The sequence below is a fragment of the Arsukibacterium tuosuense genome (genome assembly GCF_900215315.1).
Classification (GTDB): domain Bacteria; phylum Pseudomonadota; class Gammaproteobacteria; order Enterobacterales; family Alteromonadaceae; genus Alishewanella; species Alishewanella tuosuense.
Window position 1 is genome coordinate 496,710 of the sequence record NZ_OBEB01000001.1, and the last position, 12,357, is coordinate 509,066.

Below are 12,357 nucleotides of genomic sequence, written 5' to 3' on the forward strand. Positions count from 1 at the left end.
CTTATATTTTTTGTGTTTATTTTTTTGTATTTATGTTTTTTGTGTTTAGCGCCCGGAAATACGCCGTATTCAGGTAAAACTCTGCCCGGCGATTATCATCCCACCAGCCTGGCACCCCAAGCAGTGGCAACGGGGTCAGTTGTTGATTATCAAGAAGTAACCCGCCGTTAGCAATTTGTTGCGACATTTTTTGGTCAAGAAAACTGTAAGCATCTGTTAAAGACCAGTGGCAGAACCCAGCTGGCACGTCGATAAACAGACACTTGGCGGTTAATCCCAGAAAAGGTGCAGTGGCCATTTCATACATTGCATGGCCAAATATTACCGGCCTGATGCTCTGCCACCAGTCAGCACGCCTGTCAACAAAGCTTTGCTGCCACTGGTGTGTTCGTAACAAGTCGGCATGGTGCGCGGCTTCTGGCTCAAGGCAAATTACCACCCCACACTCATCAAATAAGGTCAGCCTGTTACGCAGCTTACTACGTTGCTTCAAACCATGCTGACTAATTTCAGACATATGTAATTGATTAAGCAAAGCTTTGGTCTTAGGAAACAAACACCAGATTAAGGCACCAAAAAAGTCATGCCAGTTATCTTTACGGGTAGGAACATTGTTAGTTGCATAAATATATTCTTCATAGTAGCGGCCATCCGTCGCCAGCGCGTCGTCAGCCACAAAACGAAAAGGCGAATTACCGGCCCATTGATTCAACCTGGCAACATCCGGCCAGTGGTGTTGCTGGCTAAGGTCGATACGCTGACAGAGATCAGCAAATATACTGCTCGCGGCTAACAGCGTGCTGTCCCAGCCAGGGGGTGGACTAAAACGGGTTTTTAGATCATTTTTTTGCATAATCAGTGTTTTCTGTTGCTGCAGCTGAAAACTCTCAACCTTAATTACTTATCAAAAGCGTGAAAAAGCGCTTGCATTTTTGCCGTGGCATGGCACATTCAAGGGGTACGTTTAGACGTACATACTGCCAAAATTACCCTTCGTCTTTCAATTTGCACGGGTGTTGGCTGCGCCAGTTTACCCCTATCACTTAGGACAGCTAAGCTCAAGGGGATAAATTACCTTGCCGCCTACGTGCATCTCGAAATCCATTGGGTAAAAATGTGTTTATTCGAAATTAATTAATAGAGGTTATCATGTGTTCGATATTTGGGGTGCTTGACATCAGTACTGATGTTAAAGCGTTGCGCCAGCAGGCGCTGCAGTTATCTAAGTTATTACGTCATCGCGGTCCTGACTGGTCAGGCATTTGGAATGACGACAATGCCATTCTGGTGCACGAGCGTCTGGCTATTGTAGATACTGAAAATGGAGCCCAACCTCTTATTAATGATAATCGAAATCACATTCTGGCAGTGAATGGCGAGATCTACAATCATAAGCAACTCGAAAAAGAGCTTGCTACGCCCTACCCATTCAAAACCAAGTCAGATTGTGAAGTGATCCTGCCATTATATTTAGAACATGGCGCCGACTTTATCGATCAGTTACACGGTATGTTTGCCTTTATTCTGTATGACGCTGAGCAAAGCCGCTATCTGATAGCGCGGGATCATATCGGCATCATCCCGCTCTATTACGGTTATGATGAAAACGGCCAGTTATTTGTCGCCTCAGAATTAAAAGCACTGGTACCGGTATGTAAACAGATTAAAGAGTTCCCGCCGGGCCACTACTTTGACAGCAAAATTGGTGAGCTTCGCAGCTATTATAAGCGCGACTGGCAAAGCTTTGACGCAGTAAAAGACAACCCGGCCAGTGAAACAGAGTTAAAAGCCGCGCTGGAGCATAGTGTCAAAACCCACCTGATGTCAGACGTGCCCTATGGCGTATTATTGTCTGGTGGTCTGGATTCCTCGCTTATTTCAGCCATTGCCCAGCAATATGCCAAACGCCGGGTGGAAGATAATGATCAGTCTGAAGCCTGGTGGCCGCGCCTGCACTCATTTGCAGTCGGCTTGCCTGGCTCACCGGATTTAGTTGCCGCTCAGAAAGTGGCCGATGCCATCGGTACTGTGCATCACACCGTGCATTTTACCGTGCAGGAAGCGCTGGATGCGCTGCGTGATGTCATCTACTTCCTGGAAACCTATGATGTCACCACCATCCGGGCGTCTACCCCGATGTACCTGATGGCCCGCAAAATTAAAGCCATGGGTATTAAAATGGTATTGTCGGGTGAAGGCTCTGACGAATTATTCGGCGGCTATTTGTATTTTCATAAAGCGCCCAACGCCCGCGAGTTTCACGAAGAAACCTTACGCAAACTCGACCGTCTGCATATGTTCGACTGTAACCGGGCGAACAAAGCGATGTCAGCCTGGGGTATTGAAGCCCGGGTACCGTTTCTTGACAAGGAATTTATGGACGTTGCCATGCGCTTAAACCCGCAGGCCAAAATGTGCGGTGGCGGCAAAATGGAAAAGCATATTCTGCGCCAGGCATTTGATGGCTTACTGCCAGATGAAATACTGTGGCGGCAGAAAGAGCAATTCTCTGATGGTGTCGGCTACAACTGGATTGACAGCTTAAAAGCGCATGCTGCCAAAGAAGTCAGTGATCAACAAATGGCTACCGCCAGCTTCCGCTTCCCGGTCAATACCCCGGACAGTAAAGAAGCCTATTACTACCGGGTAATATTTGAAGAGCACTTCCCCCATGCTGGTGCAATCAGCTGTGTACCGGGCGGAAAATCGGTTGCCTGCTCTACCCCGGAGGCATTGGCGTGGGATGCAAAAATGGCGGAAATGACCGACCCGTCTGGCCGTGCAGTGCGTGACGTGCACTCGCAAGGCTACTAAACCGCAAGTCACGATTCAGGCCGCCTTAGTGCGGCCTTTTTTATTTCAGTAAGCTGTATAGGCGTCGTTGCAATTAACTGGCACAATAACCGGTAAAGATGAGCAACTTAACGGGTTATCGCGGCCGCACTGCAAACAGGCGCCGCAGATTATTGCCAGGGACTGACAAATGCATTTTTTACGTAATATTGTAGCCGGTAGCCTGACCTTACTGGCATCAGGAGCCCTTCTGCCAACCAGCGCCACTGAATTGCATATCGGCGGCCAGTGGCTGACCGATCAAAGTGGCCAGAACCTGATTGACCCGCAAAGCTCGGGTTTAACTCTACGCCATGGTGAGCTTATTCATCTTGGCGATAACAGCGCGGCGCTGCCAATGCGCAATATATTGCTGAGAATTAACCCGCAAACCGGCCAACTGACTGCGCCACCGGTTAAGATCACCATAGCCAGCCAGCTGCTGCAGAACTGTTTTGCTGACCTGTTAACTGACTACCCGGACTGGGAATCGCTGACCTGGGACCGCCAGGACGACACCACCCTGGTCACCGTAACGGAAGACTCTTCTGGCTACAAGCTCAGTCCTGAGTGTGCCAGGCGTTATGCCGACACTCACTCAACATCCTACCCGACCCTACTGGTAAAAATAAAAACTGACCAAGCGCTGACTCAGGCAGAAATTGTCGCAGTGCGCCCGGTGCAATTTCCTGCCCGGGCCAAAGTAGGCAATTTCAGCAATGACGGTATTGAAGGCCTGGCGTTTGACAACGATAGTAATCTATATCTGGCACTGGAGAAGAACCAGGCCAACGCACCGATGATTTTTGTCACGCCCTACTCTGCAGAATTCTGGTCCTCAGAAGACTTTGTCAGGGTGGCAGACACCGGGTTTAAGCTGCCGGTGCCGGATGCCAATAACCATCCGATTAATGGCCTGGATTATCTGCCTCACCCGGATAACAGCCATCCGGGTTACCTGGTTGCAGCGGCACGTAATGATGACCAGTTATGGGTAATTGATATCAGTCAGCGCCAGCCACCTTTTGTGCAGCAACTACATTTTTATGCACCCACCACTGTGCCGCCCCATGTTGCTAAACCGACGAATACTGAGGCCAGTGACAATTGCCCGGTTTATGAAAAATTGCGCAATACCTCGATAGAAGGTGTGGCGGTAGCGGCGAATCAGCTTTATCTGGTCAATGATCCGTGGCAAAGTCAGTATCCTAAAAATATCCAGTGTCCGGCCAATGCGGTTAAATTTAAACAGTTTTCACCGCTGCTGTTTCAGCTGAATACCGATCCGCGCTGGTTTATCCAGCCATCAGCAAATGCCAGTAAGCAGCGCTAGGTAGCCCCGCCGCCTTCTGCTATTATTAAGCACCAGCCGCCGCCAAAGCTGCAAGATGACGGCAGCTGACGATTTAGCCTTGATAACCGTGCTGCAGGATCACCTATGATTAACCACTTTCGGGTGCTTGGAGTTAAAACCAACGCCAGCGATGAAGATATTAAAAAAGCCTATAAGCGCCTGGCTAACCGCTATCATCCTGATAAATTGCTGGGGCTGAGTGATGAGGAGAAAGAGCAGGCGGCCATTCAGTTGCAACGGGTAAAGCAGGCTTACGATGTACTGGCAGATCCGAAGCAAAAGTCAGCTTTTATTAAAGACTTTAACAACGTCATTGTTACTGATCCCGCTGCCGCCATGCAGGAATTATGGGACCAGTACTACTGAGCAGCTTGCTATTATTGCCAGATTTTATTAATACTTTTAATTAACCCTATACAATCAGGATAAGGTCGTCACCCTCTTATGGCTGCAAAACTGAATTTGAACCGTATTCGCGCTCTGCAAACTGATGCCAGAGAAAATATTGAATCTTACCTGGATCCGGAAACCCCGAAAGCGCTGGAGCAATACACGGCCAAAATGAAAGCCGTCCTGTTGCGTGATCCGCAGTTGCTGGAGTCATTGCCGGAGTATCTGCCGGTTGCCTTATATGGCCGGGTTAAATTTGTGCCCGCCGCCAAAGCCAAATGGCAGCATTGGCTCAGCACCGGCACGGCGCCAGACTGGGATGAGTTTAAAACCTCTGCCGCCTTTAACAATGCCGATATTGAACTAGTAAAAGCGATTCGCGCTTTCTCTGAGCCCCTGCTGATTGAAAGCTGCGCGGTGCTGTTTTTAATGGAGCATGGCGACAGCATTAGCAAAAGTAAACCAGACCAGGGCGCGGCAACTGCTGACGGCGACGCGGACGAGCAGTCAGATGATGATTTCAATGCAGGCAATGACAGCTATGGCAGCGACGATTATGACAGTGATAATGATCACGATGATGGGTCTGACGAGCCCGGCTATGACAATCAGTATGACGACATTCGCTTTAACAGAGAGAAACCTGAATGACAAATTTAATTGAAATTGCGGTTGCCGAAATTAAAGAGCTGGCGGTAATTGAGCCCAAACAAGCCAGCAAAAAGTTTGAGCTGATAGCGAATACCATGAGCGATGAGCAACTGGTTGAAGTGATTGAAAATATTGACATCGTTACCCTGACGCAGATGAACAGCCAGCACGATATATCCTTTCCATCCATTATCTCTGAGCTGATGAGCCCGGAGCGCATTCGCGACATTGTTTGCCAGCAGCCTTTGTACTGGGAAGAAAAAATTAAAAATAATGCCGAAGAGTTGCAGCAACACACCTTCGACTTTTTAACCTATCTTATCCGCACGCAGGAAAGTGAGGAAAAACAAGCTGAAATTCTGGAATGCGTTGCTGACGATCCGGCCGGGCTGTTTTATTTATCAATTCCGTTTATTGAGTTGTATCGCGCTGAAGCGGTTAGCGATGATGATGGCCTGCACGATATGTTGCATGATGAAGAAGAAGACCTGGAAGAGGCTGTGCGTTATACCGAGCGGCAGATGAATGAAGATGCCCATGGCCTTGGCATTGACGACCCGCGCAGTTTACTGGCACTTATCCGCCAGCTGGCTCCTGCTGTGGAACAGGCCATCAAAGCCCTGATCCGCAACGAAAACTCTGGTTGGGAAGGCATTATCAATAAGTTTGCCACCGAGCTGGTAATGCAGGCGAAAGAGAAAAACCAGGCAACGGATGAATTTGCCGAAGTAGACGACATGTTCAGTTTTCTCGATTAACCCGGTAGTTAAAGGATAAGCCCCATGCAGTTAATGGTTCGTGATGGAAGCACCGGCCCCTTTTTGAGCCAGGTTATCAATAATGCCCTTGCTGCAGAGCAGTTAAGCGCAGCCCAGTTGCAGCAAATTAAAGGCAAAGCCGTGCTGATGAGCCTGAAATTTGCCGATAAATTTTATAACAAATATAAAATGCATCTGCTGGAGCAAGCAGCTTATGATGTGATCGGCGTGGTCAGCCTCGGCTTGCTGGAACTGGCAGATAAAGACCCGCAACGTGCACTGGCCTTATTACTGGCGCCGGAAGGCCTGGTAAAGCCATTTCAGAAAGGCTGGAGCATGTTAAGCACCGTTAGCCGGCAAAATGGTACTAAATCGCTGTATGGCGAGGTAGACGAGCAGCTGTTACAGCAATTGTCGAGCCCGCCGGATGCAGAAGACTGGCCTGGCTGGCAACATTATCAGCAGGCATTAACCGAGCACCGGCGCAGCCAGTCAATGCAGCTGTTACAGCAACAGTTTTATGCCCGCAGCCACTTTGATGAGTTCGAGCATTTCAGCTTGGAAGAAGTATTAGCCGAGGTAGTATTTTACCGCGCCCTGACCGGCGGCGACAAAGTACGGCAAGATTTAAAAAAGCGGCTTTGCCAGATTAACCTGCAACCACATTGGTTTAACGAAACCTTCTTTACCCTGCAAACTGAAGCCACTCTGGCCGAATTACCGGCGGCTAACGCCGAAGCAATCCGGCATGACTTAGGCCAGCATTTTGTGCCGGCGCTGCTACGCACCTTACAGTTTGCCAAAGATTATCAAACACTGGCCAAGCAGGACGCCTCACCAGAGAAGCTAGACAGCTTTGAAGGTAAGCAAGGTTTAACCAATCCGTTACTGGGCTGGCCCCAATACCTTGAGTTATAACAGTATCTGGAACTGTAGGCTCACTTTTGTCATGGCGGCCATAACTGCTGCCTGTCAGATCGTAGCCTGGCTCAGGCTTTCACCTCAGGGCCCAACGTAGCAGCCGGGCATAAAGCCATTGCCGTGGCCGGCGTGTTGCGGTTAACCCCATACGAGCCAATGCTTCTGGCGCGGCAGGGCCACCGCGGACAAGCGCGCTAAGGGCCTGCAATTTCGAATGTTTCAGTCGCTTCAGGCGCTGCAAAGCGGCCACAAGTTGTTGTTCGACAGACGTAAAATCGCTGCCAAAAGGGTAATCAGGTAGCAGGCCCCCCGCTCGCAGCGCCTGAAGGCGTAACTCGAGGTTGGCGGGTGAATTTGCCGCTGCGACTGCTGGAATGGTCCAGCCTGGATCCAGTTTGCCGGCTGTTACCGCCCTGCTTCTCAGTTGTTGCTGAAAACGACTATCGGAAATGCAAATAAGGGCTTTAATACATTCCTCGTCCGTCGCCCCGCGTAAATCAGCAATACCATATTCCGTAACCACTATATCCCGCAGATGGCGCGGTATAGTGCAGTGCGGATATTCCCAGACGATACTGGCTGTGATTTTACCGGCACTTTGCCGGGTGCTTCGCAGCATCAGGATTGAGCGGCCATCGCGCATAGCATGGGCCATGGCAACGAAGTTGTATTGGCCTCCCACCCCAGACACCAGCTGATGATCTTTCAGGGCATCGGAAGTGGCAGCGCCGGTTAAACTCACCATCATGCAGGTGTTAATAAAGCGGGCTTTTTGCCGTTGTAATTTCTCCAGGGTGGGATTAACACCATACAGCTGATTGATCCGGCCAACTGAACTCATCCGAAAACGCGGCCGCTCCTGCTCGTTTAATTGCCGTAACCAGTGGTAAAAATCGTCTGAGCCCAGAAAAAATGCGGCGTCTAACAAGGCGCCGCGGCCTTCGAGATTAGTGTGTTCATCTATCTGCCCGGCATTGGCCAACGTTTGCAGGCTCTCATCGTCGAATACTTCCCGCTTCAGGATCCCGGCCTGATACAGGTGCATAAAACCATCGAGAAACATTTCACTGGCACCATACAGCCCGGTGTCGAAGCTATCATGGCCACCAATAGCGGCAATCAGCGATTGACCGGGCAAGGCCCGGCTGAAATAACTGCGATAGGTTTCGTTCTGTTGTTGCCGTTGCACTAAACTGTGCACCAGCGCATCGCTGAGCGAGCCAATGCCAAGCTGCAAGGTACCGCCGTCGGCCACCAGCGCGCTGGCGTTCATGCCCACACAATAATCCTGGGTTGAAACGGGGCCACGGGGCAGCGCAAACAGCCTTTGCTCAGGATCACGGTTGATAATCTGATCAAAAAAAGCCTCACTAACCACCGCATCGCCGGCCATAAATGGCAGGTCCGGGTGTACCTGTGCCAGCAACAGGCACTTTTTGTCAGGCCGATGGCGAAGTTCTTCCACCAAATCCAGCGTGACATCCGGATTGCAGCTAAGACTGTATTCCCAGCCTGACCCGGTTTGCCGCCGTGCGACCAATTGTAAAATCAGATTAACTCCCCTATCTGCCAGATCCCTCGCAACATGGGTGTAGTTACTTGATACGTAGTGGCGCTGGGCAGCAGCATTACCGAGCATGCTGCCTGACTGAAAATAAAATTCAGTAACGCTGATATTGGCAGGTAGCTGCTGGGCAGCCAGCGCATCGGCATAAGCGAGCCGCGGATAATCTTGACCAAAATGGCGTTTAAGAAAAGGCGCCAGAAAACGCGCTTCCAGTTCGCTGCCCGGCTGCGGCGGATTAAGCGACAGCGCGGTGAAGATATCCAGCCGGATGCCACTGTCCTGGCAGGCGCGATTGTAAAAAGCATTAACTAAGCGGTTAGGTTTACCTAACCCCAGGGGTAAGCCAAGAACCACATGCTTACCAATTTGCGCTAAGACCTGGTCAACGATATCGTTATAATCATTATCATTCATTGGGTTAACTTTATCTCCGTGCGCACAATATCCGTTTTAACTCACTGTTCTAACTTACTCTAGAGCGCCGGGCCCATAGTGCGAACAACGAGGCGCTGCCAAACATCAGCAGGCTGTAAACGCTGGGCGCTATCGACATGGCAGAACTTTGTAATATGCCGGTGGTAATTAACAGTGCCAGCGTACCATTTTGCAGACCGACCTCGAGGCATATGGTTCTGGCCTGACGCTCCTGCTGTAACAAGTATTTCCCCAGCAAATAACCAAATAGCATGGTCACCAGGTTAAGCGTCAGCGCTGCCGGCCCGGCTTTGGCAATAAAGCGCCATAAATCATCGCCCAAATCGACTGAAATGCTGATGATCAGCAGCAACAGGACAATAATCGAGAATTTACTGATAACCGGCTCTGCTGCTTTGGCAAAAACCGGCCATTTTGCGCGCAGTAGCATGCCCACCAACACCGGCAACACGCTGACAATCATCAGCGTTAACCAGGTTTGCATTACCGGCAACTGCAGGTTCGACTCAGCCCCCCCGTAATAGCCAATGGCCCAGGCCGCCAGCAACGGTATAGTAAAAGGGGTAATAAACCCCACCACTGCCGTTAACGATACCGATAAGCCGACGTCCGCTTTACTTAAATAGCTGTATAAATTCGAGGTAGTGCCACCCGGACACAGCGCTAAAATAAACAAGCCTATTGCCAGCTCAGCCTGCAGGCCAAAAAGCGCAATCACCGCAATGGCAGTAACGGGTAACAGCAATAACTGCGCCGCTGCACCGAGCAAAAACCCTTTGGGCGCAGCGAATACCCGGGAAAAGTCAGCTGGGCGCAGGCTCATGCCGACGCCAGTCATAATCAGGATCAGCGCCAGTGGCAAACCAATCTGGGTCAGGCTATTAAACATCTGCGTTCCTGTTTTACTAAAAAGATTACGTTAACCTAATCCATGCTGGCTGTCAGCAAACGAGTTTTGAATTTTGAGTGTTGAGTTAGCCTTGCTCTGCCAATGCTTTTGCCTGAGCTTTTGCTTCGGCTTTGGCGGTTTTCTCCCCCACCAGAGTAGCGCCCCAACGGCGCAACAACTCAAACCCGGCCAGACAGCCAGTCACCGCAAGCAGAGCCAGTAACATACCGATCATCCCCAGACGCTGCTGCTCCGAGTACAAGGTCCAGATAAACTGGCCGACACATAGCGTTGCAACGACTAACAGCGTCGGCTTCCGACCAATTTTAGCAACAATAAATACTCCCAGCGGCGCGCCTATTGCCACCACCGGCGCCGCAGCCAGCCAGTTTTCAAATACGCCTGGCGCCAGGCCCTGACCTGAAACGGTTTTAACCAGTACACCCAGTACCGAGGTAAAGGCCATAATCACCACCGAGGTAGGAATAGCAATTTTTAAATCGGCGCGGCATAGCAGCACCAGCGCGGTATACAACACCATATCAATACCGACGCCTGTTACAGCGGCTACGGTAGCACCCGCCAACGCACCAATCCACAACCCCAGTTTAAAATCCCAGTGCTCATCAAAATCGGTAATACCAGAGTGACCGGCAATTTCGTTTAAGCGGAATAAATGCAGCAACCCGAAGCTGGCCCATACCACAGCAAATAGCAGCTTAATCCACAGCTCCGGAATAAAAGGGGCAATAAAGAAAATACCCAGCGGTGTGCCGAGCAAGGCCCCCAGCATCGCGCCTTTAAGCGTGGCCCAGGCCAGGGGCTGACGCCTTGCCAGAATAAAAATAGCGGCACTGGTCATACCGACAGATTGAATAGCGAAACTGAAATCCCGGCCAAGACTGGCCGGCAGCTCGAACAGCAGCACCAGCACCGGAAAGCCAACCGTACCACCGCCCATGGGCGTAGAGCCGGCAGCATAGCTACCAATCGCCATCGCTACCGCCATTGGCCAATGCGCTACCGCTGTAGACCAATACCCGAGGCCGGCCACTAAAAACAGCCAAACCGCATAAAAACCGGCCAGCCAAAGCAACCAAATCCATAACTTTTGCTTTAATACTGGCTTGGCTGGCAAGGGTGTGTTCATGCTGGATGTCCTTAGTCATTAGTTTATTGTTTGTATCAATGCTCTTAATACCAGTTCGTTCAGAGCAAGGTTTTTATTGCCCTGCTCAGCCCGTCCAGGGTTAACGGATACATTCGTTTTGCCATTAACTGGTTAATCATGTCGATAGAATAATAATGGCTCCACCACTGCTCTGGTTGCGGGTTGAGCCAGACCGCTTTCGGATACTGACTGAGTAGCCTCTGCAACCAGACTTTACCCGGTAACTCGTTAAAGTGCTCGACACTGCCACCCGGGTATTCAATTTCGTACGGGCCCATAGTGGCATCGCCGACAAATATCAGCTTATAGTCGCTGCCATAAGTATGAATAATATCGTCTACCTTTAGCTGTTCGGTATAGCGACGTTTGTTATCGCGCCACACTCCTTCATACACGCAGTTATGAAAGTAGAAAAACTGCAGATGCTTAAACTCAGTTTTTACCGCCGCAAACAGCTTCTGGCACTGCTCGATATGGTCGTCCATTGAACCGCCGACATCAAAAAATACCAGCAGCTTAATGGCATTGTGCCGTTCACGGATAAAGCGTAAATCCAGCCAGCCGGCCTGTTCAGACGTGGCCTGAATGGTGCCGTGCAAATCCAGCTCAGTTTCCGCACCGCTGCGTGCGAATTTACGCAGTTGCTTTAACGCCAGTTTAATACTGCGGTTATTTAGCTCACTGTCGGTATCTAAGTCTTTAAATTCGCGCTTATCCCATACTTTTACCGCCCGTCTGGCGCCACTGCTCTGTTGGCCAATCCGCACGCCTTCCGGGTTATAGCCATAAGCACCAAAAGGTGAGGTGCCGCCAGTGCCAATCCACTTGTTACCACCAGCGTGCTTTTTTTGCTGCTCTTTTAAGCGCTCACGCAGGGTTTCCAGTAATTTATCCAGCCCACCCAGTGCCTGCAGTTTGGCTTTATCTTCATCGCTTAGCTTGCGCAGCACCTCGGGTACCAGCCACTCGGGCGGAATACTGGCGGCGATATCCACCTCGGCCACGCCCTCAAAATAGTCAGCAAAGGCGCGGTCGAATTTATCATACTGAGTTTCATCTTTTACCAGGCATAATCTGGCCAGCTGATAAAAGGCTTCAGTGTCGGCAAAGATCACTTGCTGCTTCAGCGCATTTATTAAATCCAGCAGCTCGGTAATACTGGTTTTTAAGCCGTATTTGCGCAGGGTAAAAAAGAAATCAATTAGCATTGCTTATGGTCCTGGTGTAATCGAATCGCTGCGGCCCACAACACTTGCCCCGGCTCGTCGCAGCAACTCGCTCGGGCTTGCGCCCTCACTCAGACACTCTGCGCCGACCGAAACAAGGTTCTGGTCCTTCGCTAGCGTCAGTATTGCGGTCGATCCCGGCGAACAAAACAGATGATGCAAA

The 12,357-nt window shown here is 50.4% G+C and carries 11 protein-coding genes; 6 read left to right on the forward strand and 5 right to left on the reverse strand.

The features are described 5' to 3' along the window. Positions 1–16: 16 nt before the first annotated feature. A complete protein-coding gene (locus CRO03_RS02305; RefSeq protein ID WP_097109942.1) occupies positions 17–853 on the reverse strand; it encodes a DUF3025 domain-containing protein in 837 nt (278 codons plus the stop codon). 296 nt (positions 854–1,149) lie between these two features. On the opposite strand from CRO03_RS02305, the gene asnB reads away from it, so the two are divergent. From asnB to atcC, 6 genes are all read left to right on the forward strand, one after another. Beyond that, positions 1,150–2,814 carry an asparagine synthase B gene (gene asnB, locus CRO03_RS02310; RefSeq protein WP_097109943.1) on the forward strand — a complete coding sequence of 555 codons (1,665 nt, stop codon included), beginning with the start codon at positions 1,150–1,152 and terminating at the stop codon, positions 2,812–2,814. 169 nt (positions 2,815–2,983) lie between these two features. Next, entirely contained in the window at positions 2,984–4,165 is a 1,182-nt protein-coding gene (locus CRO03_RS02315) for a hypothetical protein (RefSeq protein ID WP_097109944.1), read from the forward strand. 105 nt (positions 4,166–4,270) lie between these two features. After that, positions 4,271–4,552, forward strand: a complete 282-nt coding sequence (gene atcJ, locus CRO03_RS02320; RefSeq protein ID WP_097109945.1) for a cold adaptation protein ActJcold adaptation protein ActJ — start codon at positions 4,271–4,273, stop codon at positions 4,550–4,552. A 78-nt stretch (positions 4,553–4,630) separates the two neighbouring features. Further along, complete coding sequence (gene atcA, locus CRO03_RS02325) at positions 4,631–5,227, forward strand: cold adaptation protein AtcA (RefSeq protein WP_097109946.1); 597 nt, start codon at positions 4,631–4,633, stop codon at positions 5,225–5,227. Further along, positions 5,224–5,985 (forward strand): cold adaptation protein AtcB, encoded by a 762-nt coding sequence (gene atcB, locus CRO03_RS02330; protein ID WP_097109947.1) that lies wholly within the window; start codon positions 5,224–5,226, stop codon positions 5,983–5,985. Before atcA ends, atcB begins: the two co-directional genes overlap by 4 nt. 24 nt (positions 5,986–6,009) lie before the next feature. Further along, entirely contained in the window at positions 6,010–6,903 is an 894-nt protein-coding gene (gene atcC / locus CRO03_RS02335; protein ID WP_097109948.1) for a cold adaptation protein AtcC, read from the forward strand. A 79-nt stretch (positions 6,904–6,982) separates the two neighbouring features. Here atcC and CRO03_RS02340 read toward each other — a convergent pair whose 3' ends face one another. The 4 genes from CRO03_RS02340 to CRO03_RS02355 form a co-directional block, all read right to left on the reverse strand. After that, positions 6,983–8,887 carry an acetyl-CoA hydrolase/transferase C-terminal domain-containing protein gene (locus CRO03_RS02340; RefSeq protein ID WP_097109949.1) on the reverse strand — a complete coding sequence of 635 codons (1,905 nt, stop codon included), beginning with the start codon at positions 8,885–8,887 and terminating at the stop codon, positions 6,983–6,985. Between the two features lie 49 nt (positions 8,888–8,936). Next, entirely contained in the window at positions 8,937–9,797 is an 861-nt protein-coding gene (locus tag CRO03_RS02345) for a bile acid:sodium symporter family protein (RefSeq protein WP_097109950.1), read from the reverse strand. Positions 9,798–9,882: 85 nt separating this feature from the next. Then, complete coding sequence (locus CRO03_RS02350) at positions 9,883–10,947, reverse strand: sulfite exporter TauE/SafE family protein (RefSeq protein WP_097109951.1); 1,065 nt, start codon at positions 10,945–10,947, stop codon at positions 9,883–9,885. 59 nt (positions 10,948–11,006) lie between these two features. After that, complete coding sequence (locus CRO03_RS02355) at positions 11,007–12,176, reverse strand: vWA domain-containing protein (protein ID WP_097109952.1); 1,170 nt, start codon at positions 12,174–12,176, stop codon at positions 11,007–11,009. Positions 12,177–12,357: the final 181 nt, after the last annotated feature.